Here is a 24360-nt window from a genome sequence, read left to right as displayed (position 1 = left end):
AGATGTGTATAAGAGACAGATACCCGTTCGTACCATAGTGGGCATTGAAATTAGCATCTTCTTGGTTACCAAAAGTATCCGAATGTGTGGAATCCAGATCAATGATCATTTCTGTAGCGTTCCGTTTTAAACGAACTTTGTCGATTAATGCTTGGTTTAAGAGTTGAAATTGGACAATTGTTTCTTCACTCACGCGATTCCAAAAGCGGGAAAGCGAGGCTTGTGAGGCCAAGGATTCCTTAGCCAGTACCAAACGGAAAATTGGGTCTTCACTCAGAATGTTGACAGAAGAATCCGCAGGATAACCTGCGATGAGCTGAAAAAGTAGTTGTTCCAGAACAGAAATATTGTCATGAATCCAATAGCGACGATTTTCGTTGAAAGTTAAGAGTTGCTTTGCCAGTTTTGTAAAGCCGATGGAATCCATAAATTCTTTAACCAAAACTAAGCCAACGTCTGTGGATAGATTTCCTCCTGTATTAGACACTATCATTTTTGAGTTGAAGTTTACTTGTTTTTCCTGTAATGTAGCCATTGAGAAGAACCCCTTTCTTTGGTTAGGTTTTGGCGATTTAACCATAGCAGATTGGGGTTCTTTTTGTACACTCAAAAGGTGTTGGGGAATAAAACAATAAACAGCGTTAGGACAATGTTTAAATAGCATTTCAAAAAAGCTATGAATTATTCAGGAATATCTCTATTTATTAAGAATAATAGTAGATTCTTGGTCATCGAGAAGACGTAATAATTTAACATATTTTGTCTTTTTTTCAAGAAAATTCACTATTTCAAAATAGTCGGCTTTAGTTGTTATCCGAATATTTTCCATAATTTGCCTCCAAACTAGAATAGTCTATCAAAAAGATGTGAAGGTTCATCTTTTTTTAATACTATTTGCAGATAGTTACTAACGGGAATAAATTTAGGGTAAAAGAAAAAGCCTTGATAAATCAAGACTTATAAGATAAGCGGGTGACGAGAATCGAACTCGCGACGGAAGCTTGGGAAGCTTCTGTTTTACCACTAAACTACACCCGCGGAACAAGATAAAGTATACGGCTTTTTCTAAAAAGAAACAAGAGAAATTTTAATTTTCTGCTTGCATTTTCAAAAATAATACGTTATATTTAAGCCATCAAAATGATAAAGCGCTATCATTTTGAATGAACAAACCTAACTCCTTTTTAAATCTTTTCAATACAAAGCTATTTATTTTGAAAAAATCGCTAACAAATTGTGTTGGCGATTTTTTCTTTTGAATTGTACTTATCAAGGCGTAAAGCATATTGGTTGCATTTTTGTCTATTTTCAATTACAGTACCTTTATAAGTATAGGCCATGCTCGTTTTTGATGAGTCTATTGATCAAGCACTGTCAACGGATGAAACGACGTTGATGGTGTTTTTTTTGTTTGAGCCGACAGTAGGGAGAAAAAATAAAAAATTTGATTAAAAAACCATTGACAAAAAAATAGAAAGTGCTAATCTTATATTCAACAAAATAATTCTCCGTTGATAAGGAAAGTAAGCTTAAAGCTGTTTTAGAGAGACTCTGGTTGGTGTGAAGGGTTAGGTGTGGCAAGTTGAAAATGGCCTTTGAGGAATTTTTGGCGATATGTAGTCAAAAACGGATTGTCCACCGTTAAAAGGACCGCCGATCTCATTCATAATGACGTCGGGCTGAGGGAAAGAGCAATCTTTCTAAATAAAGGTGGTAACACGATCATTCGTCCTTTTACTGGCATTCGCCGGTAAAGGGATTTTTTTATTAAAAAAATTTAAGAAAAGAGTGGAAAATATGAGTAAAAAAATACCATTTACAGTCGATCACGTAGGAAGCTTCCTACGTCCCAAAAAGTTGAAGGAAGCACGGAAAAAAGCCTCAGAAGGCGTGATTTCTGCGGCGGAATTGCGGGCGGTCGAAGATGAAGCCATTCGTTCATTAGTGAAAAAAGAAAAAGAAGCTGGCTTAAAAGGAATCACGGATGGTGAATTTCGTCGTGGATTCTGGCATATTGATTTTTTAGAAAATTTAAATGGAGTGGAAGGTTACGTACCAGAGACCGGATACAATCAACATTTTCATGGAAAAGCAGCACCCTCATACAATATTCGCGTGATTGATCGTATTTCCTTTAATGAACATCATCCATTTTTAGCTGATTTTCGTTTTCTGAAAGAAGTAGTTGAAACGGAGGAAGGCTATTTTGCGAAAGCAACGATTCCCAGTCCAACGATGATTTTACGCCAAGAATTGCTCGCAAATGATGGTTCTTCCAGAATCGCTGCTATTTATCCAGACCTGACTGTTTTTTACGAAGATTTGGCTAAAACCTATCAAGATGCGCTTCATGCATTTTATGCAGCTGGCTGTCGTTATTTACAATTTGATGATACCAATTGGGCTTTTTTGGCGGATGCGACGAAACAAAAAGAATTGCAGGAAAAAGGAATCAACGCTTCAGAAATCGCTGCTATCTGTACAAAAATTATCAATCAAGCATTAGCCGATAAACCGGAAGATTTGACAGTCACCACGCATATCTGTCGAGGAAATCATGCTTCTTCATGGTTATTTTCGGGTGGATATGAACCAATCGCTGCAGAATTATTTGCAACCAATTATGATGGTTTTTTCTTAGAATACGATTCAGAACGTGCCGGTGACTTCTCGCCATTGCGCCATTGGTCAAATAATGGAAGCAAAGTTGTTTTGGGGTTAGTTACTTCAAAATTTCCACAATTGGAAAATCCTGAAGAAATCAAAGCACGGATTCAGGAAGCAGCAGCATTTGTTCCTCTTGAAAATTTGAGTATCAGTCCGCAATGTGGTTTTGCTTCCACCGAGGAAGGCAATAAAGTAGCAGAAGAAGATCAGTGGAAAAAAATCACTTTATTACAAGAAATCGCAAAAGAAGTTTGGTAGAAAAGAATCCACTTTTTTCTTGCTATTTCTCGGGAAATATAGTATTTTTAATTTACTAAGTGATAATCATTATCATTTAGCAAAGCTTTTACTCCTTAAAACGAAACGCTTTACAAGATAGATTATGCCGCCAACCGTTCAATTGGCGGTGTTTTTTTATCGAAAAAAATAAAAATCCTTCGTTTGTAAGGAGAGGAAATAATTGTGTTTTATACAGTTTTCATGTTTAATTATGCTGTATCATAAAAAATGCAAAGGAGCAAACGCATATGGAAACACGTTTATTTCCTTCCATCGCATTTGACAATGCGAAAGAAGCACTTGCGTATTATGAAAATGTTTTTGGAGCAACGGACATTTATCGCTTGTCGCCGACAGCAGAACAAGCAAGTCAAATGGGGATTCCTGAAAGCACCGATTTAGATACGATTACAGTTCATGCAACTTTCAGTGTTTTGGGTGTAGAGATCCAAGCAGGAGATTCATTTGGCGCCGACACAAATCCGACAGGACAAATCACCCTCATGATCAGTGTAAATAGTGAAGATCCTGAAAGTATGAAAGCGGCAGATGATTTTTATGAAGGATTGACAAAATCAAATGAAGTTACCGTTGTTTTACCTTATGAAAATCAATTCTGGGGCGGAAAACTTGGTCAATTTAAAGATAAGTATGGTCTCAACTGGATGTTGCATGCCCAACCATGGTCACAATTTTAGAAAAACGATCCCACACTACTTCGACTGTAATGTGGGATTTTTTTGATTTCAAAAAACTTTAGTCGTTTGATTAGTCGGTTAAGCGCAGGACCCCGTCCAATCGTTGAGCAATAGCGGCGGATAAGTGATGGGTGATCATGATGACTGTCAATTCAGGTTTATCCAGCAGCAGGTTTTCAATTTTTTCTGCACTCGTGCGATCAAGATTTGCGGTTCCTTCATCGACCAAAATAATTTTTTTCTGCCGTAAAAATCCTCGAGCTAGTGCGAGACGCTGCTTTTGACCACCGGAAAACAATCTACCGTTTTCACCGATAAATTGATCCAGTCCTTTTTCTTGGGTCTGAACCAACTCCCATAAATCAGCTTCTTCTAAGGCGTGTTTAATCTCCTCCTCGGAGAAATGCTCATCCAAGACCAGATTTTCTCGGATGGTTCCAGTAAAGATGTAAGGCGCTTGATCAATGTACAAAATATCCTGATAGATTTGATTGGTGGCAAGCTTTGCTAATTCTGAGTTCCCAATGGTGACAGAGCCTTGGTATCCACGAATTTTACCATTCAAAATATTTAATAGCGTGCTTTTTCCCGAACCGCTGGCACCTACGACGGAGTATTTTTTATTTTGTTCAAACGTATAAGAAAGGTTAGTGAAAATGGGTTGTTCCTTTTGATAGCCGTAAGAAAGATTGGTTAGTTGGATACCTTGTGTCAGTTGATAATCGGCTGCCGGAGTTTCATCAAATGGCGCAACGTTCAAATATTTATCAAACAAAGGGGCGGTCCCCTGAATTTCTGAAATGTAGTTATTCAAATTGCCTAAAGTATTAAAAATCGTGGAGGCAAAATTTCCGGTAGCTGCGACCGAACCTGGTGTTAGAGCTTTTCGAATAACTAAAAGACCTGTCAATGCAAGAATTGAAACTTGACCGATAACATTGCCGATACCGCCGGTCACCGCAACTTTTGCGGTGGTGTTTCCTTGCATGATTTTGCTTTCTTGCAAAGGGGCAATGGCTTCAGCAACTTTTTTATGAATAAATGGGAGGCGATGAAAGACATAGAGGGTGTCAAAGCCGCTGAGGTAGTCTGATACTTGACTTAAAAAAACTTCACTTTTAGTTGCCACAGTAAGATAGCGGTGTTTCATTTCTTTTTCAAAAATTTTTGGCAGAAGTAATAGTGCGACACTTTCAACAAAAGTCAATAAAACCAATGACCAGTGAAAAGAAAATAAAGCGAAAAAAGAAACGACGGTTGCGATCATTCCGCTGGTAACTTGGTAAAAGCTATCAAAACTCTTTTCAATGGTATTGATATCGTTAGTCAGCCATGAAGCGTAAGTCCCAACTTTTTCTTTATGAAAATCTCCATAGCTGGTTCCAGTCAAGCGGTCAGTGATTTCCAAACGCAGGTAATTGATCATTTTTTGAATGACTGTTGTTTTCCAGCGAACACGGAAAAAAACCAGAATCAAAAATAGGGTGAATGCTGCCAACACCTCAAAAATTGTGCGGAAAAAAAGTTGTTGATCCAGGGCAATGATTGCATTGAAAACTTTAGCAATGCTCAAAGTAGCAGCGGTTTGTGCCGAGGCTTCTCCTAATAAAAATAAGCCAACGACGAAATTTTCCTTCCAAAATAACCGTAAAATTCTTTTCATTGAATGTCCCTCCTTGATGTTTCTAGCATAGCGGGTTAAAATAAAGGAAACACAATAAATTACATATATGTAAAAAAGAGGATGGCAGATGAACTTTGGAGAGACGTTTCAGCAATTGCGAAAAAACAAGCGAATCACTTTGAAGGAGGCAGCAGCTTCCAGTATCAGCGCGGCACAGCTTTCCCGATTTGAAAACAATAAGACGATGCTGACGGTGGATCAGTTTTTTCATTGTCTGGAAAATATCAATGTCTCTATTGAGGAATTTCGCTTTGTTCAAAAAGAAACGATTAAAGATCATTATCAGTTGGACGTAAAACGAATGGAAACGTTTTTGAATCAAAATCAAAAGGAAAAGAGTATTCTGCTAATGAACGAGCTTCATCAACGAAGCACTTCTGCCTATAGTTGGCCGCTTTTTCTTGGAGATTTTATTCAATATATTCTTGCGTTGAATGAAGACAATGATTTCATTGGATCGGATACCCGAGTTGTTCGCTATCTCCATCAGGTAGATGATTGGGGTGAAATGGAATTACGCTTGTTTTCGATTTTTAGTTTTCTTTTCGAACCAGAAGAACTCTATCGTTTTTCAAAAGGAGTCATCAAAAAAGCAAATTCTTATTTGGCATTGCCTCAGACACAGCGCTTGTATTTTGATATCCTGTACAATTTGTTTCAAGTCTTTATTTATCGAAACAAAATCAGTTATGCGCGGGAAATTCTGCAACTGACAGGAGAGGCTTTAGGAAAAAAAGTGGATTTATTGTTTCCTCAAATCGATTATTTATACAATAAAGGTGTTTTGTGCTATAAGGAGCAACAGGTGATGGTGGGAGATCAATATTTTGATCAAGCATTGTCTGTTTGTCGAATTTTTAGACAAACAGAACGCTTAAAGCAATTTCAAAATCAAATTCAACAGTGGCGTACTTCTCATGAGGAACCGAATTTTAAAATGTTGACCCTCAATCTAAGTCTTTTTTCGTAAAAAAGCGGACCTTTGTATAAACCTAGTATTTTCCGCAATTTTATAGTATAATTTCGGCTTGAGGAGTACGTTTTTGTACTCCTTCATTTTTTGAACAAAGGAGACACTATGTTTGCAAAGTACAAACCAACATGGATGGTCAATGCTATCTATGATTTGACTCCCGAACAATTACGAAAACATGGAATTAAAGCGGTCCTGACAGATTTGGACAATACCTTGATTGCATGGAACAATCCTGATGGTACGGATGAATTGCGGCAATGGCTGCAAACCATGAAGCAGGCGGAAATTCCTGTAATCGTGGTTTCCAATAATAAAGCCAGTCGTGTGGAGCGGGCCATCCAAGCATTGGATCTAGGCTATGTTTCTCGCGCATTAAAACCTTTTTCCCGAGGCATTCGTATCGGACATGAGCGGCTGCAAATGTCAAAAGATGAGGTTGTGATGGTGGGAGATCAATTAATGACGGATATTCGCGGAGCCAATCGCGCAGGTGTACGCAGTATTTTGGTAAAACCGCTGATTGAAACAGATGCATGGAACACACGAATCAATCGCTTTATGGAGCGAAGAGTAATGAAACAGTTATTGAAAGAACATTCAGATATGAAATGGCGAGGTGATTTAGGTGAGTGAAGCGATCCATTGTGTAGGCTGTGGTGCGGTGATTCAAACAGAAGATCCGGAAAAACCCGGCTTCACACCACAATTGGCACTTGAAAAGGGATTAGCGACTGGAGAAGTGTATTGTCAAAGATGTTTTCGTCTGCGGCACTACAATGAAATCCAAGATGTTTCTTTGACAGATGATGATTTTTTGCGATTATTGAATGAATTAGGGCAAAAGGATGCGTTGATCGTGAATGTCGTGGATATTTTTGATTTTAACGGATCATTGATTCCAGGACTTCATCGGTTTGTTGGGAACAACCCCGTGTTACTTGTCGGCAATAAAGTCGATATTTTGCCAAAATCTTTAAAACCGGGGAAATTGACCCAATGGATGCGGGAACAAGCGCATGCATCAGGCTTGCGTCCAGTAGATGTCATGCTGACTAGTGGAAAAAATGCAAAATACATGCAAAAACTATTGGATATGATTGAAAAATATCGGGAAAATCGAGACGTCTATGTCGTGGGTGTGACAAACGTTGGAAAATCAACCTTGATCAATCAAATCATTCAACATACGGCTGGGATCAAAGAATTGATCACCACTTCAAGATTTCCCGGCACGACGTTGGATAAAATTGAGATTCCGTTGGATGACGGCCACTTTTTAATTGATACACCGGGAATTATTCACCGGCATCAAATGGCACATTATCTTGGCAAGAAGGATCTCAAAATTATCGCGCCCCACAAAGAAATCAAACCAAAAGTTTATCAACTTCAGGCAGAGCAAACACTCTTTTTAGGTGGATTAGCTCGATTTGATTTCATTCAGGGGGAAAAAAGTTCCTTTATCGCATATGTCGCCAACGATGTGGAGATTCATCGCACAAAATTAGCGAAGGCAGACGAATTTTATGACAAGCACGTGGGAGGCTTATTGCAGCCGCCACGCCCCGATGAAGTGGCTGATTTTCCTGAACTGGTTCGTTTTGAATTTGCAGTGAAAGAAAAAACCGACATCGTTTTTGCCGGTCTTGGCTGGGTCACCGTTACGACACCCTGTGTGGTTGCTGGTTGGGCGCCAAAAGGTGTCGATGTCTTGCGTAGAAAAGCTTTAATTTAGAAAGAAGGAACGTTATGGAACTTAGAGGAAAACAAAAACGCTTTTTGCGTAGTCAAGCGCATCATCTGCAACCAATTTTCCAAGTTGGTAAAGGTGGAGTCAATGAGGCGATGATTAAACAAATTGAAGAAGCACTTGAAAAAAGAGAATTAATCAAAATATCTTTGTTGCAAAATACAGAAGAAGTCGCAGATGAGGTTGCAGAAACGTTACAAAATGAAATTCGTTGCGACGTGGTACAAATTATTGGTCGTGTGCTGGTTTTATTTAAACCCTCTACGAAAGAAAAGTACCAAAAGTTGTCAAGAGAAGTTCGTTCGATTTAAAAACGGAGGGAAAGAACATGCAGGCAAAATCACTTGTGGGAACTGCAACCTTGGTTCAATCGGAATTGGAAACAATCCAAAAACGCAAGCAAGTGGGGATTCTTGGTGGAAATTTCAACCCAGTTCACACCACTCACTTGATTTTAGCCGATCAGGTCGGCCAGTCCCTAGGTTTGGAAAAAGTTTATCTTATGCCGGAATATTTACCGCCGCATAAGGATGGAAAAACGACGATTTCAGCAACGCATCGGTTAAACATGCTGGAGCTGGCTGTTGCAGATAATCCTTTGTTGGCAGTGGAAACGATTGAACTAGAACGAAAAGGAATCAGCTACACTTACGATACAATGAAAGAGCTGACGGAAAAAAATCCCGATACTGATTATTATTTTATTATCGGCGGGGATATGGTTGCTTATCTTCCAGAATGGTACCGGATTGATGAATTAGTTCAATTGGTTCGTTTTGTTGGGGTCAAACGTCCTGATTTTCCGGCTGAAAGTGAATACCCCGTCATTTGGGTAGATGCTCCGTTGATGGATATTAGCTCTTCCATGATACGAAAAAGAATCGCTCAAGGATGCTCGGTTCGATACTTCCTACCAGAGAATGTGCTACACTATATTCAAGAAAAGAGGTTGTATCTGGATGAATTATAGCGGAAAATATACATCGCTTGATCGGGAACTCTTGATGCAAAAAGTTCAAATGCGGATGAGTGAACGGCGATTTAAACATGTTTTGGGCGTCGAAGAAACGGCGATTGCCTTAGCTGAAAAATATGGTTGTTCACCAGAGCAGGCAAGCATTGCCGGATTGGTTCACGATTATGCAAAGGAACGCCCTGACGAAGAATTTCAATTAGTGATTCGTCGTGACGGATTCGACCTTGATCTGCTTCATTGGGGAAATGCAATTTGGCATGGTGTCGTGGGTGCAGATTTTGTTCAACGAGAGTTGGCTATTGATGATCCTGAAATTTTACAGGCCATTCGGGTTCACACAACGGGTGCAGCGGAAATGAGTCTGCTTGACAAAATTCTTTATGTGGCAGATTACATTGAACCAGGTCGAGATTTTCCTGGTGTTGAAGCAGCACGAGAATTGGCATTAGTAGAATTGGATAGTGCAGTTGCTTTTGAAACGAAACACACATTGAGTCATCTAATTGAACAAGAAAAACCCATTTACCCCAAAACTATCGAAACCTATAACCGCTGGGTAGCAAAGAAAATTTAATATATTAAAACGACCAAGGATGCCAGTTCCACTTGTAACGAGATGCTTAGTGGAATGGGGATAGGGCGAGAGAATAAAACTAAATTTTCTAAAGGAAAATTTAATACATTAAAAGAACCAAGGATGCCAGTTCCACTTGTAACGAGAGGCTTAGTGGAATGGTATGCGGCGTGAGAATAAGACTAAATTTTCTAAAAGAAAATTTAATACATTAAAACGAACAAGGAGGGAATTATCATAGATAGTCAGAAAATTTTAGAAGTCGCTGTTCGGGCGGCAGATTCCAAACGTGCTGAGGATATTCTTGCTTTAGATGTCAGAGGAATTTCGTTATTAGCCGATTATTTCGTCATCTGTTCAGCAAACAGCGAACGTCAAATCAATGCGATTGTTGACGAGGTAGTTGATAAGGAAGAAGAGCAACAGGTTGAAGTAAAACGTATCGAAGGAAAAGATGGTGCCAAGTGGGTCTTAATCGACTTGGGAGATGTTATCGTCCATGTTTTCAGTAATTCAGAACGTGCCTTTTATAATCTTGAAAAACTTTGGGCAGATGCGCCATTAGTGAGCGTCAACGATTGGATCGTGGAATAAAATGGCTTACGAAACATTTGCCTTCGTGTATGGCGAAGTGATGGATGCCAGCTTGTATGAAAAATGGCTGGCATTTTCTAAACGTCATTTGCAAGGAAAAAAAGAAATACTTGAATTGGCTTGCGGAACAGGTGCATTGGCAGTGGCTTTTGCAAAAGAAGCGTATCAAGTAACCGCGCTTGATTTGTCTGAGGAAATGCTGATGATCGCCAGCAATCGGGCAATCGATGCAGATGTTTCGATTCAATTTGTTGAGGGAGATATGCTTGATTTATCTGAGATTGGTCAGTATGAGGCAGTGACCTGTTTTTCTGATTCTCTGTGCTATATGGCAGATGAACAAGATGTTCAGCAAGTTTTTGATGAAGTGTACCAGGTTTTAGAAGATGGCGGAATCTTTCTTTTCGACGTCCATTCCCTTTATCAAATTAATGATGTTTTTCCGGAATACAGCTACCACTATCAAACAGATGAGTTTGCGTTTTTGTGGGACAGCTATGCTGGCGAACATGAAAACAGCATTGAGCATTTCTTGACTTTTTTTGTTGCAGACGAAGAAGGAAGTAATCATTTTTCGCGACAAGATGAATTGCATAAGGAACGGACCTATCCACTGGAGGTTTATTTACGAATGTTGGAAAATGCTGGCTTTCAGCAGGTTCAAACTTTTGCAGATTTTACTGATTCGCCGCCGAATGAAGTGAGTCGGCGTTGGTTTTTTGTTTGTCAAAAATAGACATGAATCTTTTTGATTTGTGTCTTTTTTTTATATACTTGGATTTTGATAAGTAGGTTACAGCGGTGATAACAGAAAAAAAATTAGAAAAAGGACAAAGCGTTTTCACATTTGTCAGAAAAAGTGATAAAATATAGATGTATGGAAAGAAAAGACTGTGAATTTCTTTTCACCAAAAAGGAGGAGAATTTTTTGGAAAACACACATAAAACAAACTTTCCTGCTGATTTTCTGTGGGGATCAGCTTCCGCCGCGTATCAAGTTGAAGGTGCTTGGGACGAAGACGGCAAAGGAAAATCCGTTTGGGATGAATTTGTACGAATTCCCGGTAAAACGTTTAAAGGAACGAACGGTGATTTAGCAGTAGATCATTACCATCGTTTTGAAGAAGACATTCGCTTGATGAAGGAACAAGGATTGAAATCCTATCGTTTTTCCGTTGCTTGGACACGAATTTTTCCAGAAGGACGTGGAGAAATCAATCAGGCTGGACTTGATTTTTATGTTCGCTTAGTAGATGAATTGATTGCAAACGGAATCGAACCGTTATTAACGATTTATCATTGGGATCTTCCACTTGCGTTACAAGAAGCCTATGGAGGTTGGGAATCTCGCGAAATTGTTGAGGACTTTGTGAACTATGCAACCGTTTTATTTGAGACCTTTAAAGGAAAAGTTCATTATTGGGTGAGCTTGAATGAACAAAACGTATTCATTCAATTAGGCTATATGCTGGCGGTTCATCCCCCAGGTGTCAGTGATCAAAAACGCATGTATCAAGCAAATCATCATGCAAATTTGGCGAATGCAGCGGTTATCAAAAAATTTCATGAAATGAAAATGCCAGGACAAATTGGTCCAAGTTTTGCCTATACACCTAATTATTCTTTTGATAGTGATCCTAAAAATGTATTAGCCGCAGAAAATGCAGAAGAATTCATGGCAAATTTCTGGATGGATGTTTATGCAAGAGGAGAATATCCCATCGTTGTGATGGACTATTTGGAAAAACATGGAATCGCTCCGGAGGTTTTACCGGAAGATGCGGCATTGTTGAAAGCAGGCAAACCTGACTTTATGGGAATGAACTATTATCAAAGTGCCACAAATCAATTCAATCCTTTAGATGGTGTCGGTCAAGGGGAAATGAACACCTCTGGTAAAAAAGGTTCTTCAAAAGAATCTGGCGTTCCTGGTTTATACAAAAAGGTTCAAAATCCATTTGTTGATCGTACAAACTGGGATTGGGAAATTGATCCAATGGGAATTCGTATTGCATTGCGTCGAATCACCAGTCGGTACCGTCTACCTGTTTTAATTACGGAAAACGGGTTGGGAGAATTTGATAAAATTACTGAGGACCACCAAGTTCATGATGACTACCGAATCAAGTATTTACGGAATCATGTGGCAGCTATTTCTGATGCGATTGCTGACGGTTGCCAAGTTTTGGGCTATTGCACATGGTCTTATACAGATTTATTAAGTTGGTTGAATGGATACCAAAAACGGTATGGTTTTGTTTATGTGGATCAAGATGAAACACAAGAAGGCAGCTTGAATCGTTACAAGAAAGATAGTTACTATTGGTATCAACGTGTCATTGCATCAAATGGAGAAAACTTAGATTAATTTTTTTGGAGAGTCTATTCATGGCTCTCTTTTTTTATGGAATAAATCTGTTAAAATAAAGAAAAAAAGGGAGGCAAAAATGTGAAAGCATGCGGGATCATCGTCGAATATAATCCTTTTCATAATGGTCATTCCTATCACGCAAAAAAAGCACGGGAGCTGACCGGCGCAGATGTTGTTGTCGCAGTGATGAGTGGGAATTTTTTGCAACGGGGAGAGCCGGCAATTATAGATAAATGGCAGCGGGCAAATGCGGCGTTGCAAAATGGTGTGGATCTGGTGGTCGAATTACCTGTCGAATGGTCCATGCAGCCGGCAGATCTTTTTGCAAGAGGAGCCATTGGATTGTTGCAGGCGCTGGGCTGTGAATTTTTATGTTTTGGCACAGATCAAGAGACTTTTTTTGATTATCAAGCTTTTGGCAGGTTTGTTTTAGAAAATCAAGAGAAAATTGATCTGGCTTTTCAAAAAATCACAGATCCCAGCCTAACCTATCCTCAGAAAATGATGACTGTTTTGCAAGAAATTTATTCTCCATTGCAGGTGGGCATCAACCAGCCAAATCATATCCTAGGATTAAGCTATGCACAGGAAAATGCGAAGTATCCTAATCCGATGCAGCTTTTTTCTGTCAAACGCAAAGGTGCCGGTTATCATTCAACGGAATTGACCCAAACCATTGCCAGTGCTACTGCTATTCGCCAAGCAGTTGGAAATCATCATTCGGTGACTGCCTATGTTCCAGAGCAAACGGCAGCGGGATTGAAATCGCACACGGTGACTTGGGAAAATTACTGGCCCCTGTTGCAGTATCGTATTCTTTCCAGCTCTCTGACGGAGTTACGGGAAATTTATCAAATGGTGGATGGGTTAGAATTCCGACTAAAAAAAGTGATTCAAGAAGCAGATAATTTTGAAGAATTAGTTACCAAACTAAAAACCAAGCGGTATACCCAGGCCCGAATCCAACGGCTGCTTTGTTCCTTATTGTTAAATTTAAAGCAGACAGATTTAGAGGAACAGTGGCAAAAGCAATACCTTCATATATTAGGTTTTACGAAAAATGGTCAGGCTTTTTTGACTGAAAGAAAAAAGAAAAGCAGCTTGCCGTACTTTTCTAAAATCGGTAAAAAAGAGGAAGCAGTTGCTTCACTGATGATTCGAAGTGATCAAATCTATCAATTGGGAGCGACTGGAATCAAAGAACAAAATTTTGGTCGGCATCCTTGGAGGCTTTTAAAATAGTTTTGGAAAACTACTTCACAGGAGCGGGATTGACAAGTATAATGGACGAGGACGTTTTTTCGTCAGAGGCACAAAAATTAGAAAGCGAAGTGAGACTATGGGTCGTAAATGGGCAAATATCGTAGCAAAAAAGACTGCTAAAGATGCAAACAACAGCCGAATTTATGCAAAATTTGGAATCGAAATTTATGCGGCAGCGAAATCAGGTGATCCTGACCCACACGCGAACCAAAAATTACGGTTCGTTATCGAACGTGCGAAAACCTATAATGTACCAAGACATATCATTGATCGTGCAATTGAAAAAGCGAAGGGTTCTGGCGATGAGCAATATTCAGAATTGCGCTATGAAGGTTTTGGACCAAATGGCTCGATGGTTATTGTGGATACATTGACAAACAATGTCAATCGTACAGCGGCAGATGTTCGAGCAGCATTTGGTAAAAATGGCGGAAATATGGGTGTTTCTGGCGCCGTTTCCTATATGTTTGATAACACAGCGATTTTTGGCTTTGCCGGGAATGATGCCGATGAGATTTTAGAATATTTAATGGAAAAAGAAATCGATGTTCGAGATGTGATCGATGAAGAAGGACAAATCATCGTATACGGTGAACCAACAGATTTTAACAGCATTCAAGAAGCCTTAAAAGAAAAAGGTATCACCGAATTTTCAATTGCTGAAATCCAAATGATTCCGCAAAATGAAGTACAACTATCCGGTGACGATTTAGAAAAATTTGAAAAAATGATAGATGTTTTGGAAGATTTAGAAGATGTTCAAAACATCTATCACAATGTCGAGTTAGATGACTAAAAAAACGCTGACCTCGTTCTGGATGACAGAAACGAGGTCAGCGTTTTTTAGAAGACTTCCATAAACCCAAAAAGATTCAAAACAAAAACAATGAAGACCGCCATATTTCCTAAAAGGGACAGCATGATCAATCCATAACGAATCGTCCAGATTTTATACCAGCCTCCGTCATAAGAGCCGCGTTTTTTAGGTCCGCGATAGAGTATTTTGGCAAGAATCGTTAGTACCAATAGTCCAAGTTGAAGAATGGTAGCAATCGTTAGGGAAATCGTTGCGTTCATAATCAAGTAATAAAGAAAAATAGTGGCGATTCCCGTTATAATAGCAAGTACAAACATGTTTAACACCTCATTTTCTGTAAATAATTGGCTGAATTTTTTATAAGGGAGTCCTTTAATAGAAATCTAGAAAGACCCAGCATCTCCTAAAAAAAGTATAACGTAGACTAGAAAAAAAGACTATTAGAAAGCTGTTTTAGGTCGCCTCATCTTAAAAATGTGCCATTAAAAAAATTTTCCACTTGCTCCTGTTTCAATTTGGCTAATCAGAAAATTCTGTGCTAAAATCAAAGGAGAAAGTTATTTATTTTTAGAGAGCAGGTGAGCATATGTCGGAAAAAATCGTCCTCGAACCTTTTGATCGTATTTTGAGCGGGTATGATAAATTAGCAGAAACAGCTGTCTCAATCGCAGATTGTTCAAAGTTATGTGAAAAATATCAAAAGTTTGGCGTATCTGGCTATCGGCTAGGAAATTTTCGCGGTTCAGGTTATTTAAATCGTTATGTAAATTTCAGTGTCGATTGTGCACCTCTTTTGATTTATAAAAAGAGATATTTGATTCCTTTAGTTTTTCGACAATCAGCAGAAACCGATCGTCTGTTTCGAGAAGAATACCGAATGGAAGGTTTTTTCCTGCTTTTGGAATGGAGTCTGAAGCATCAACCGGAAAAAGTGATTATGGATTACAACAAAACAAAAAAGCGTACCTCCTATGAAGCTATTTCTGATGATAAACAAGTCATTGACAGTGCCTATCTCGTTTTCCGTTTGTCGGAGATTCTGGATGGTGCGGGTTTTCCTATCAGTAATTTCAATACATTGGAGCAGTTTATTGAATGGAACCGAATCTATCGTTTGATTGATAACGGTGCGATTGGTCGACATAGCAAAAATTTTGATTCAGAACTGGCAGAAAATCGTTCAGAATTGGCAATGATTTTAAATGTCGTATCCTTAAAATATCCTCATACGACACCATTTCTCAAGGAATAATAAATGAAAAACACCCTTTTCACAAAATAGTGGAAAGGGCGTTTTTTTAAATCATTTTTTCTTGAAAACTATTTTTTACCGCAGCCAGTAGTGGACTGGTTGGTGTTGGTGTAAAAATAGTCAGCTCGTGCATGGCACGGGTAGCAATCGTATATAAAATCAGTTGATCTTGAGCTGTCCGGAAATTTTCTCCTATATTCCACGCAAATACCTGATCAAATTCCAAACCTTTCGCCAGAAATGCCGGAATAATCATAATAGAACGCTTCATGAAGGTGTCTTCTGAAACAATCAACTGGACTTTTTTCTGTAATTCTGGTGAAAGCTGTTGGTACAAGGCTTCACATTCTTCAGCTGTTTTACAAATGACTGCACTACGCCAAAAATGGGCTTTTTCTTCATCCTGCAACAACTGTTCGAGGACATGCAAGCGTTGCTTTTCAGAAGGACTGGTTAGAATCAAAGGAAGCTCGCCTTTGCGGGCAGTCAATTCTACTCGGTTGTCTTGGGTCAGAAACTGATTGGCAAAATCGGTGATTTCTTTGGTGGAACGATAGCTGGTCGTCAATTGATAACGAGTCACCTCTTCATTAGGGAATAACTCAGGCAGAGAGCCCACAATCGTTTCATTTCCAAAAACTTTTTGATTCAGATCGCCGCACAAAGTTAGTGTGGCTTTCGGATAGAGTCGGCGCAACAAAGCAACCTGTGCAGGGGGGAAATCCTGCATTTCATCAATAAAGATGAAGCGGGCTTTTTGCGGTACTTCAGCAGGATAAAGTTCCTTTGACAATAGGAAAAACAACACTGCATCTTCTTGAGTCAAGACTTTATTTTTCAATTTTTCACGGGTGACAAGTTGAGATTCTGCCCATTCTGCTTTTGAAATTCCCGCTTTTTCCAATTTTGTTTCTGGAATGGATTGCAGAAAATGCAGGTATTGTTTGGAATAATTGATAAATTGAAATTGTTGGATAGCTCGTGTCATTCCTCGGAAATAACGCCGGGCTATTTGTTTGCGAATTTGCCCCCGTATCCGACGTTCATTTTCTTCTGAGTCATCTTGATTGGGATTGTCGGCAAAAAATTCCTGCAGCTTTTCTTCTGCCAACTCCTTGACCCAGTTTTTCTTCGCTTCGTCTTTTTGCAATCCGCCGATTTTTTTCAAGAGCTTCGTTTGCAAAAGTTGTGTTCGTTGATAAAGCGGTAGTACCGGATTGGTCTCTTGGTACCATTGTCTGATTTGTGCCGCCGATAATTTTACTTCACCCTTGACTTTCAGCGAACGGAACAAAGGACCATAGGAAGTAATTCCCCGACTGTACCGCTGGATTTCACTAACGAGACTCATTCCACTTTTGAGTCGTTCGGTTTTCTGTTCTTTTCCGGATAGAAAAATTTCTTCCTGCTGAGCTTCTTTTTCAATTTCAAATCCTGGTACCAATTGGGAAATAAAGGTTCGGAAGGTACGTGTAGGAACTTCACTTTCCCCTAAAGAAGGTAAAACCATTGCAATGTAATCAGAAAATAGATGATTGGGTGAAAACAGTAAAACTTGTTTGTCGTCTAGCCATTTGCGGTGACGATACAAAAGAAAGGCAACCCGTTGTAATAAAGCCGAGGTTTTTCCACTACCGGCGATTCCTTCAATCAGCATGATTTTGCTATGAGTATCACGGATAATTTGGTTTTGCGCTTTTTGAATCGTGGAGACGATATTTTTCATTTGGGAAGAAGAGGCTTCATCCAAGATTTCCAGAAGGAATTCATCGTTGATCACTTCGGAAGTATCCACCATCGAAAGAATTTTTCCTTCTTGGATTTTAAATTGTCTTTTTAACAATAATTCTACATCAAAACGCTCTTGATCCGTTTCATAAAAAGTAGGACCCAGCTCGCCTTCGTAATAAAGATTAGCAATCGGTGCCCGCCAGTCGATCACGATCGTTTCTTCCGATTTGTCTCGCAAGGAGGCAATTCCTAAATAAAGTGTTTCTTTTTCCGTTTCTTCCTTGAAATCGATTCGGGCAAAATACGGATTTCCACTCATTGTCTGCAAAGTTTTGATCCGCTTTTGCTGGGACTCTGCAGTCTGATATTTTAGTAATAATTCTTGTTCATGTTGGCGATATTCAACGGCAGATTCATAAAAAGCTTCGTCAGAACCGCTGCGGATCGTTTTCTTTGCGATTTCTTTCAGTTCTTCTTGCATCGTTCCAGTCAATGCTTGCTGCTGTTTTTCCAATAATTGCTGCTCAGCACCGATCAAGCCGATGGTCTCATCTGCATGCATTTGTTCTTTGATTCTTTCCTCCATTAAATAGGCCTCCTTAAAAAAATACAACATAAAATTATAGCATAAAAAACAGTAACTTGCCGAGATAAAAAAAGACTTATGATAAAATAAAGAAAAAGAAAGAGATGTGAGAGAAATGGAAATGAGAACAGAACAAGAAATGCTGACGTTGATTCTGCAAACAGCCAAGGAATTACCTCAAGTCGTTGCTGCAGCAATCTCAGGTTCTCGTATGAATTCCAACGTACCAAAGGATTCTTTTCAGGATTTTGATATTGTGTATATTGTGAATGAGAAAAAAAGTCTACTCACCAATCGGAAATGGTTGGAAAAATTCGGGGAACGCTTGATTATGCAATGCCCCGAGGAAATGACCTTGTTTCCACCAACATTAGGGGAGCGATTTACTTTTTTGATGCTGTTTGCAGATGGCAATCGGATTGATTTAATGCTCTGTCCATTTTCTGAGATTGAAAGGGAGATTGCAGAAGAACCATTATTATCAGTTTTATATGATCCTTGTGGCATTTTTCCGCAATTAACTTCTCCAACAGATACTGCTTTTTGGGTCAAGGAGCCAACAAAGGAAGAGTTTTTTGACTGCTGCAATGAATTTTGGTGGGTATCCACCTATGTTGTTAAAGGCTTGTGGCGTAAGGAACTGCTCTATGCTTCAGATCATTTGTATGAAGTTTGTCAAAAAGAATTATTGCGCTTGTTAAGCTGGCAGGTTGCTGCAGAAAAAAATTACACGTTTAGTGTCGGCAAAAATTTTAAATATTTGCCTAAATATTTAACGATGGATCAACAAGAGCAACTTTTAATCGTTCGGGATTTTTCTTCTAAAGAAAAAATCTGGCAGGCATTGTTTAAAACACAAGCCTTCTTTCATGGCGAAGCTTTAAAATTTGCAGCACATCAAGGATTCTTTTACGATGCGGAAACAGCCGAAAAAGTAATGGCTTATAGCCGTACGTGGTACCAGGAAACAGACAAAAAGGAAACTGTTTAATTGTAAATGAAAAATATTTTCATTTAAGCTGCTTTCTTTTTCTTTTCAGCGAATTATCGGTATGCTAGAAAAGAAAGAAGGATGATCGTTGATGAACCACTTTAAAAAATTCATTATTACAATTCTTGTAGGAGTAGCGGCTCTCGCAAGCGAATTCTTATTGAAGCAACCGAGATGGGCATTTTTATTGGTTGCTATCATTGGCAGTATCGTTGCTTTTACTATGTTGATTGAAATGATTCGAACACTTCGTTCTGGGCGATATGGTGTGGATATTTTAGCAATTACCGCCATTGTTGCCACATTAGCAGTAGGCGAATATTGGGCGAGTTTGATGATTTTGGTCATGCTGACAGGTGGAGATAGTTTAGAAGATTACGCCGGCAGACAAGCCAATAAAGAATTGCAGTCTTTACTGGATCATTCACCACAAATTGCCCATCGGCTTGTGAATGGACAATTGGAGGATATTGCGGTCGAAGCGGCTCAAATCAACGATCAGCTAGTGGTGAAGCCCGGTGAGATCGTTCCAGTAGATGGGAAAATTTTATCTGAGAGAGCTACGTTGGATGAGTCTTCCTTGACAGGTGAGTCTCGTCCGGTGACGAAAAAAATCGGTGAAGAGGTCATGTCTGGATCAATCAATGGTGAAGAATCGTTGCGAGTCGAAGTTACAAAGTCCGCGGAAGATTCTCAATACCAAACAATTATCAAATTGGTAAAAGAATCAAAAGAAAAACCAGCTCACTTTGTTCGAATGGCAGATCGTTACGCGATTCCTTTTACTGCAATTGCTTACCTAATCGGGGGGATTGCATGGTTGGTGACAAAAGATCCAGTTCGTTTTGCTGAAGTTTTGGTGGTTGCTTCTCCTTGTCCGTTGATTTTGGCAGCGCCAATCGCTTTGGTTGCAGGAATGAGCCGCTCTAGTCGAAACGGTATCATTGTAAAAACCGGAACAACGATTGAAAAATTGGCAGAGGCAAAAACAATAACTTTTGATAAAACAGGAACCATAACAGCGGGACAACTGGCAGTTTCCGCAATTCATCCGACCGAAGGATTCAATGAACAGCGCCTGCTTTACTATGTTGCCAGCGCGGAACAGGATTCTTCTCACATCTTAGCTCGTTCCATCGTTGCGTATGCCAAAAACAAAGTTACCCTGACAACGGCAGATTCATTGGAAGAAGTAACTGGTTCAGGAATCAAGGCGGAAATTGATGGTCATCTTTTAAAAATCGGGCGGGCAGCATTTGCTAACGCGCAAGAAATTCCCACTGATGAAACGATTATTTATATTTCCTGCGATGAATCATTCGCCGGGACGATTACTTTTCAAGACATCTTACGGCCAGAAGCAAAGCAAACCGTTGCTTCCTTGAGAAACCTTGGTATCAAACGAATTTTAATGTTGACGGGAGACCATCAAGCGATTGCCGATGATATTGCTCAACAAGCGGGTATTGACGAGGTCTATGCTGAATGTTTGCCACAGGATAAAATCAATGTGATTAAGGGAATTTCGGCATCTGATCGACCACTGGTAATGGTGGGTGACGGGGTCAATGATGCACCGGCGCTTGCAATCGCGGATATCGGAATTGCCATGGGAGCGCATGGGTCAACTGCTGCCAGTGAGAGTGCCGATGCGGTTGTTTTGAAGGATGACTTGTCGCGGGTGCTCAGAGCCGTAGAGGTCGCAAAAGATACAATGCGAATCGCCAAGCAATCGGTTTTGATTGGAATCTTTATTTGTATATTTTTGATGTTGATTGCCAGCACAGGTGTCATCCCCGCTTTGTTCGGAGCAATTTTGCAAGAAGTTGTAGATACTGTTTCAATTTTGAGTGCGTTGCGTGCCAAAAATGATTAGAAAATTGGAGGGATAGCATGAAGATTTTATTGACTGGAGATAGTTTGATCGCTCGTAAGGAATCCCTAAAAGAACCAATGTTGAACGCATATTTGAAGAAGAAGGTTCCTAAAATAAAAATCGTAAACACCGCAATCAGTGGCAACAACAGCAATGACTTACGAAATCGTTTTGCCAAAGATGTGATGCATTTTAGAGGAATTGACAAGCTGTTTCTTCTAATTGGAACAAATGATTTAGCTGAAAATAAGCAGGTTTCCAAAATGGTTTATCAGGAAAATCTGCAATGGATGATTACTCAGCTGAAAAAGAAATATACTGCCAGCCAAATTTTCTTTATCACTCCTCCCGCAGTGGATGAAAAGAAACAGAAATTTCGTAACAATGAGCTAATCAAGTCCTACATCAATTGTTTGATGGAGGTAGCAAATCGGGAAAACTGTGTTGTTCTTGATTTTTATACAGAGATCATCAACCAGCCGGATTTTAAAAAAATCATCAATGGAACCGTAAAGGATGGTCTGCACTTTGGTAAAGAAGGCTATGATTTGCTTTCAGATATCATCGTGAGGTATCTTTAATAGGAAAAAAATCAGTCGGTTTGGGGCTGATTTTTTTGTATCCATCGGTGAGGAAAGTAGGACCCCCAAATTTTTTTTAAGACCGATTTGCTATTTAAGAAAGGCGGGAGGTATAATAGGAGCCGCAAAGTCAAAAATCATTTGTCTATATTTATGAAAAGAGGAAAGAACTATGCCATTTGTCCATGTAGAATTGGTTGAAGGAAGAAGCAGGGAACAGCTTGAAGGAATGATGAAAGATATTACTGAGGCTGTTCATAAAAATACGGGTGCGCCAAAAGAACATATCCACGTCATCATCAATGAAATGAAAAAAGGAAATTACGGAGTTAACGGAGCTTGGAAAGAATAGGCATTTCTTTCTTGCAATTTACACGGTTTAGTGCTTAAATAGTTCTATAATTGATTGATGAAAAAGACAACCAAATTTGAGAGTCTTCGAAAAGAGAGGAAAATCACGGCTGAGAATTTTCCGGAAGAAAACCAGAGGCGGACCACTTTTGAAACCTTTGTTGAAGCGAAGGCGGTCGCACCGTTACCACGTTTGAGGAACACAGATTGTGTTTGAAAATTAGGTGGAACCACGAAATTTCGTCCTAGTATCGCAGTGCGATGCTAGGATTTTTTTATTTTTCGGCAATCAAAAGCTCTTCGACCTATCTTTTTATCAATCATAATTTTGAAGGAGGATTTTTTATGTCAATAAAAATTACATTTCCAGATGGTGCAGTAAAAGAGTTTGCTGCTGGAATCACTACAAAAGAAATCGCAGATCAAATTTCTAAAAGTCTTGGAAAAAAAGCATTAGCAGGAAAAATAAACGGACAATTAATCGACTTGGATCGCCCAATTGAAGAAGATGCTTCTATTGAAATCGTAACCCCAGATCATGAAGATGCTCTTGCTTTGGTTCGACATTCTTCTGCTCATTTAATGGCGCAAGCTATGCGTCGCTTGTTCCCTAAAATCCATTTTGGAGTGGGTCCAGCGATTGATACTGGTTTTTATTACGATACAGACAATGGCGAACACCCAATTGCTGCCGAAGATTTACCAGCAATCGAAACAGAAATGATGAAAATTGTAAAAGAAAACCTGCCAATCGAACGCCATGTTTTAACAAAAGCAGAAGCACTAGAACTTTTTGCGGCTGATCCTTATAAAGTGGAACTGATTAGTGAATTGCCAGAAGACGAAGTAATTACTGCCTATAGTCAAGGAGAATTCGTTGATCTATGCCGTGGACCTCACGTGCCGTCAACGGGGCGAATCCAAGTATTCAAATTGCTGTCTGTGGCAGGTGCTTACTGGCGCGGAAATTCTGACAATCACATGATGCAACGGGTTTATGGTACAGCTTTCTTTGATAAAAAAGAATTAAAGGAATTTATCAAACAAAGAGAAGAAGCCAAGGAACGGGATCACCGTAAACTTGGGAAAGAATTAGATTTATTCATGGTTTCTCAAGAAGTTGGTTCTGGTTTACCATTCTGGTTGCCAAAAGGAGCAACCATTCGCCGGACCATCGAACGCTACATTGTAGATAAGGAAATCGGTTTGGGTTATCAACACGTGTATACACCGATTATGGCAGATGTAAACTTATACAAAACTTCTGGGCACTGGGATCACTACCATGAAGATATGTTTCCGCCAATGGATATGGGAGATGGCGAAATGCTGGTTCTGCGCCCAATGAATTGTCCTCATCATATGATGGTTTATAAAAATCATATCCATTCTTATCGCGAGTTGCCAATTCGAATTGCTGAACTTGGCATGATGCACCGTTATGAAAAATCTGGCGCATTGTCCGGGTTGCAACGGGTGCGGGAAATGACCTTGAACGACGGACATACTTTTGTTCGCCCAGATCAAATCAAGGAAGAATTTAAACGGACACTGGACTTGATGATTGCTGTTTACAAAGATTTCAACATCACCGATTATCGTTTCCGCTTAAGCTACCGGGATCCAAACAATACAGACAAATATTTTGATGATGATGCAATGTGGGAAAATGCTCAAACAATGTTGAAAGAAGCAATGGATGAGCTTGGTTTAGACTATTTTGAAGCAGAAGGTGAAGCTGCCTTTTATGGTCCAAAAATGGACGTACAAGTAAAAACAGCATTGGGAATGGAAGAAACATTGTCAACGATTCAATTGGATTTCTTATTGCCTGAACGTTTTGACTTGACTTATGTTGGGGAAGATGGCGAAAATACGCATCGTCCTGTTGTCATTCACCGAGGAATCGTGTCAACCATGGAACGTTTTGTTGCATATTTGACTGAAGTTTATAAAGGCGCTTTTCCAACTTGGTTGGCACCTGTTCAAGCAACAATCATCCCGGTTTCCGTTGATGCACATAGTGATTACGCTTATGAAATCAAAGAACGTCTGCAAAGCCAAGGTTTGCGGGTTGAAGTGGATGACCGAAATGAAAAAATGGGCTATAAAATTCGGGGCTCCCAAACGCAAAAAATTCCTTATCAATTAGTTGTTGGAGACAATGAAGTGAAGGATGCTACGGTAAATGTTCGTCGTTACGGAAGTAAAGAAACTGCTGTGGAAGATTTGAGTATGTTTATCGATGCAATCGTTGCAGAAGTAAACAATTACAGTCGTGAAGCATAGGTAACTACTGAATAGTTGAACGAATTTCTCGCTTTTTGGTTAAACATCAAAAAG

The 24360-nt window shown here is 39.5% G+C and carries 23 protein-coding genes, 1 tRNA gene and 1 other annotated feature; of the genes, 19 read left to right on the top strand and 5 right to left on the bottom strand.

Going from position 1 to position 24360, the window contains the following annotated elements; translation table 11 throughout:
• Together BAU16_RS13260 and BAU16_RS13255 are read right to left on the bottom strand one after the other, a co-directional pair.
• On the bottom strand, positions 1–535 hold a 535-nt coding region (locus BAU16_RS13260), incomplete at its 3' end, for a transposase (RefSeq protein WP_202621266.1).
• A gap of 432 nt (positions 536–967) precedes the next feature.
• Positions 968–1038 (bottom strand) — tRNA-Gly (locus tag BAU16_RS13255).
• A 464-nt stretch (positions 1039–1502) separates the two neighbouring features.
• Positions 1503–1737 (top strand) — a binding site (T-box leader).
• A 60-nt stretch (positions 1738–1797) separates the two neighbouring features.
• On the opposite strand from BAU16_RS13255, the gene BAU16_RS13250 reads away from it, so the two are divergent.
• Positions 1798–2925: a 5-methyltetrahydropteroyltriglutamate--homocysteine S-methyltransferase gene (locus BAU16_RS13250; RefSeq protein ID WP_048603035.1), complete on the top strand. Its 1128-nt coding sequence runs from the start codon at positions 1798–1800 to the stop codon at positions 2923–2925.
• Positions 2926–3194: 269 nt separating this feature from the next.
• Positions 3195–3644: a VOC family protein gene (locus BAU16_RS13245; protein ID WP_137605497.1), complete on the top strand. Its 450-nt coding sequence runs from the start codon at positions 3195–3197 to the stop codon at positions 3642–3644.
• Between the two features lie 70 nt (positions 3645–3714).
• Here BAU16_RS13245 and BAU16_RS13240 read toward each other — a convergent pair whose 3' ends face one another.
• The gene (locus tag BAU16_RS13240) at positions 3715–5307 is read right to left on the bottom strand and encodes an ABC transporter ATP-binding protein (RefSeq protein ID WP_137605496.1); all 1593 of its coding nucleotides are present in this window, start codon (positions 5305–5307) and stop codon (positions 3715–3717) included.
• 88 nt (positions 5308–5395) lie between these two features.
• Here BAU16_RS13240 and BAU16_RS13235 point away from each other — a divergent pair, with 88 nt between their 5' ends.
• From BAU16_RS13235 to BAU16_RS13185, 11 genes are all read left to right on the top strand, one after another.
• The gene (locus tag BAU16_RS13235) at positions 5396–6298 is read left to right on the top strand and encodes an Rgg/GadR/MutR family transcriptional regulator (RefSeq protein ID WP_137605495.1); all 903 of its coding nucleotides are present in this window, start codon (positions 5396–5398) and stop codon (positions 6296–6298) included.
• 108 nt (positions 6299–6406) lie between these two features.
• Entirely contained in the window at positions 6407–6937 is a 531-nt protein-coding gene (locus BAU16_RS13230) for a YqeG family HAD IIIA-type phosphatase (RefSeq protein WP_048603031.1), read from the top strand.
• The gene (gene yqeH, locus BAU16_RS13225) at positions 6930–8039 is read left to right on the top strand and encodes a ribosome biogenesis GTPase YqeH (RefSeq protein ID WP_161527245.1); all 1110 of its coding nucleotides are present in this window, start codon (positions 6930–6932) and stop codon (positions 8037–8039) included. The genes BAU16_RS13230 and yqeH overlap by 8 nt, the downstream gene beginning before the upstream one ends.
• Before the next feature lie 14 nt (positions 8040–8053).
• The gene (gene yhbY, locus BAU16_RS13220) at positions 8054–8365 is read left to right on the top strand and encodes a ribosome assembly RNA-binding protein YhbY (protein ID WP_137605493.1); all 312 of its coding nucleotides are present in this window, start codon (positions 8054–8056) and stop codon (positions 8363–8365) included.
• Between the two features lie 17 nt (positions 8366–8382).
• The gene (locus BAU16_RS13215) at positions 8383–9024 is read left to right on the top strand and encodes a nicotinate-nucleotide adenylyltransferase (RefSeq protein ID WP_137605492.1); all 642 of its coding nucleotides are present in this window, start codon (positions 8383–8385) and stop codon (positions 9022–9024) included.
• Positions 9014–9604 (top strand): bis(5'-nucleosyl)-tetraphosphatase (symmetrical) YqeK, encoded by a 591-nt coding sequence (gene yqeK / locus BAU16_RS13210; RefSeq protein WP_137605491.1) that lies wholly within the window; start codon positions 9014–9016, stop codon positions 9602–9604. The genes BAU16_RS13215 and yqeK overlap by 11 nt, the downstream gene beginning before the upstream one ends.
• Before the next feature lie 252 nt (positions 9605–9856).
• Positions 9857–10198 (top strand): ribosome silencing factor, encoded by a 342-nt coding sequence (gene rsfS, locus BAU16_RS13205; RefSeq protein WP_137605490.1) that lies wholly within the window; start codon positions 9857–9859, stop codon positions 10196–10198.
• Between the two features lies 1 nt (position 10199).
• Positions 10200–10934 (top strand): class I SAM-dependent DNA methyltransferase, encoded by a 735-nt coding sequence (locus tag BAU16_RS13200; protein WP_161527244.1) that lies wholly within the window; start codon positions 10200–10202, stop codon positions 10932–10934.
• A gap of 192 nt (positions 10935–11126) precedes the next feature.
• Complete coding sequence (locus tag BAU16_RS13195; protein WP_048603024.1) at positions 11127–12566, top strand: glycoside hydrolase family 1 protein; 1440 nt, start codon at positions 11127–11129, stop codon at positions 12564–12566.
• 81 nt (positions 12567–12647) lie between these two features.
• On the top strand, positions 12648–13811 hold the full coding sequence (locus BAU16_RS13190) for a nucleotidyltransferase (protein ID WP_137605487.1): 1164 nt from the start codon (positions 12648–12650) through the stop codon (positions 13809–13811).
• A gap of 97 nt (positions 13812–13908) precedes the next feature.
• A complete protein-coding gene (locus BAU16_RS13185; protein WP_137605486.1) occupies positions 13909–14628 on the top strand; it encodes a YebC/PmpR family DNA-binding transcriptional regulator in 720 nt (239 codons plus the stop codon).
• A 47-nt stretch (positions 14629–14675) separates the two neighbouring features.
• Here BAU16_RS13185 and BAU16_RS13180 read toward each other — a convergent pair whose 3' ends face one another.
• Positions 14676–14966, bottom strand: coding sequence for a hypothetical protein (locus BAU16_RS13180; RefSeq protein ID WP_048603020.1), 291 nt, complete (start codon positions 14964–14966; stop codon positions 14676–14678).
• 269 nt (positions 14967–15235) lie between these two features.
• On the opposite strand from BAU16_RS13180, the gene BAU16_RS13175 reads away from it, so the two are divergent.
• On the top strand, positions 15236–15901 hold the full coding sequence (locus tag BAU16_RS13175; RefSeq protein ID WP_048603019.1) for a hypothetical protein: 666 nt from the start codon (positions 15236–15238) through the stop codon (positions 15899–15901).
• Positions 15902–15947: 46 nt separating this feature from the next.
• Here the strand turns inward: BAU16_RS13175 and helD are convergent, their stop codons facing one another.
• Entirely contained in the window at positions 15948–18218 is a 2271-nt protein-coding gene (gene helD / locus BAU16_RS13170; protein ID WP_137605485.1) for an RNA polymerase recycling motor HelD, read from the bottom strand.
• A gap of 121 nt (positions 18219–18339) precedes the next feature.
• Between helD and BAU16_RS13165 the strand changes: the two genes are divergently transcribed.
• The 5 genes from BAU16_RS13165 (at position 18340) to thrS (ending at position 24306) form a co-directional block, all read left to right on the top strand.
• Positions 18340–19209 carry an aminoglycoside 6-adenylyltransferase gene (locus tag BAU16_RS13165; RefSeq protein ID WP_048603157.1) on the top strand — a complete coding sequence of 290 codons (870 nt, stop codon included), beginning with the start codon at positions 18340–18342 and terminating at the stop codon, positions 19207–19209.
• A 91-nt stretch (positions 19210–19300) separates the two neighbouring features.
• Positions 19301–21085: a heavy metal translocating P-type ATPase gene (locus tag BAU16_RS13160; RefSeq protein ID WP_161527243.1), complete on the top strand. Its 1785-nt coding sequence runs from the start codon at positions 19301–19303 to the stop codon at positions 21083–21085.
• A 17-nt stretch (positions 21086–21102) separates the two neighbouring features.
• Positions 21103–21666: a GDSL-type esterase/lipase family protein gene (locus tag BAU16_RS13155; protein WP_048603016.1), complete on the top strand. Its 564-nt coding sequence runs from the start codon at positions 21103–21105 to the stop codon at positions 21664–21666.
• 172 nt (positions 21667–21838) lie between these two features.
• Positions 21839–22018, top strand: coding sequence for a 2-hydroxymuconate tautomerase (locus BAU16_RS13150; RefSeq protein WP_137605483.1), 180 nt, complete (start codon positions 21839–21841; stop codon positions 22016–22018).
• 344 nt (positions 22019–22362) lie between these two features.
• The gene (gene thrS / locus BAU16_RS13145; RefSeq protein WP_048603014.1) at positions 22363–24306 is read left to right on the top strand and encodes a threonine--tRNA ligase; all 1944 of its coding nucleotides are present in this window, start codon (positions 22363–22365) and stop codon (positions 24304–24306) included.
• The last annotated feature ends 54 nt before the right edge of the window (positions 24307–24360 follow it).

The organism is Enterococcus sp. JM9B (assembly GCF_009933265.1).
Classification (GTDB): Bacteria; Bacillota; Bacilli; order Lactobacillales; family Enterococcaceae; genus Enterococcus_C; species Enterococcus_C songbeiensis.
This window is presented reverse-complemented; position numbering and strand designations above follow the sequence as displayed.

What these genes read in the sequence shown, in the direction of transcription:
- BAU16_RS13250 (WP_048603035.1), top strand. Translation starts at nt 1,798, where the DNA reads ATGAGTAAAAAAATACCATTTACAGTCGATCACGTAGGAAGCTTCCTA.
- BAU16_RS13245 (WP_137605497.1), top strand. Translation starts at nt 3,195, where the DNA reads ATGGAAACACGTTTATTTCCTTCCATCGCATTTGACAATGCGAAAGAA.
- BAU16_RS13240 (WP_137605496.1), bottom strand. Translation starts at nt 5,307, where the DNA reads ATGAAAAGAATTTTACGGTTATTTTGGAAGGAAAATTTCGTCGTTGGC.
- BAU16_RS13235 (WP_137605495.1), top strand. Translation starts at nt 5,396, where the DNA reads ATGAACTTTGGAGAGACGTTTCAGCAATTGCGAAAAAACAAGCGAATC.
- BAU16_RS13230 (WP_048603031.1), top strand. Translation starts at nt 6,407, where the DNA reads ATGTTTGCAAAGTACAAACCAACATGGATGGTCAATGCTATCTATGAT.
- yhbY (WP_137605493.1), top strand. Translation starts at nt 8,054, where the DNA reads ATGGAACTTAGAGGAAAACAAAAACGCTTTTTGCGTAGTCAAGCGCAT.
- BAU16_RS13215 (WP_137605492.1), top strand. Translation starts at nt 8,383, where the DNA reads ATGCAGGCAAAATCACTTGTGGGAACTGCAACCTTGGTTCAATCGGAA.
- yqeK (WP_137605491.1), top strand. Translation starts at nt 9,014, where the DNA reads ATGAATTATAGCGGAAAATATACATCGCTTGATCGGGAACTCTTGATG.
- BAU16_RS13200 (WP_161527244.1), top strand. Translation starts at nt 10,200, where the DNA reads ATGGCTTACGAAACATTTGCCTTCGTGTATGGCGAAGTGATGGATGCC.
- BAU16_RS13185 (WP_137605486.1), top strand. Translation starts at nt 13,909, where the DNA reads ATGGGTCGTAAATGGGCAAATATCGTAGCAAAAAAGACTGCTAAAGAT.
- BAU16_RS13180 (WP_048603020.1), bottom strand. Translation starts at nt 14,966, where the DNA reads ATGTTTGTACTTGCTATTATAACGGGAATCGCCACTATTTTTCTTTAT.
- BAU16_RS13175 (WP_048603019.1), top strand. Translation starts at nt 15,236, where the DNA reads ATGTCGGAAAAAATCGTCCTCGAACCTTTTGATCGTATTTTGAGCGGG.
- helD (WP_137605485.1), bottom strand. Translation starts at nt 18,218, where the DNA reads ATGGAGGAAAGAATCAAAGAACAAATGCATGCAGATGAGACCATCGGC.
- BAU16_RS13165 (WP_048603157.1), top strand. Translation starts at nt 18,340, where the DNA reads ATGAGAACAGAACAAGAAATGCTGACGTTGATTCTGCAAACAGCCAAG.
- BAU16_RS13160 (WP_161527243.1), top strand. Translation starts at nt 19,301, where the DNA reads ATGAACCACTTTAAAAAATTCATTATTACAATTCTTGTAGGAGTAGCG.
- BAU16_RS13155 (WP_048603016.1), top strand. Translation starts at nt 21,103, where the DNA reads ATGAAGATTTTATTGACTGGAGATAGTTTGATCGCTCGTAAGGAATCC.
- BAU16_RS13150 (WP_137605483.1), top strand. Translation starts at nt 21,839, where the DNA reads ATGCCATTTGTCCATGTAGAATTGGTTGAAGGAAGAAGCAGGGAACAG.
- thrS (WP_048603014.1), top strand. Translation starts at nt 22,363, where the DNA reads ATGTCAATAAAAATTACATTTCCAGATGGTGCAGTAAAAGAGTTTGCT.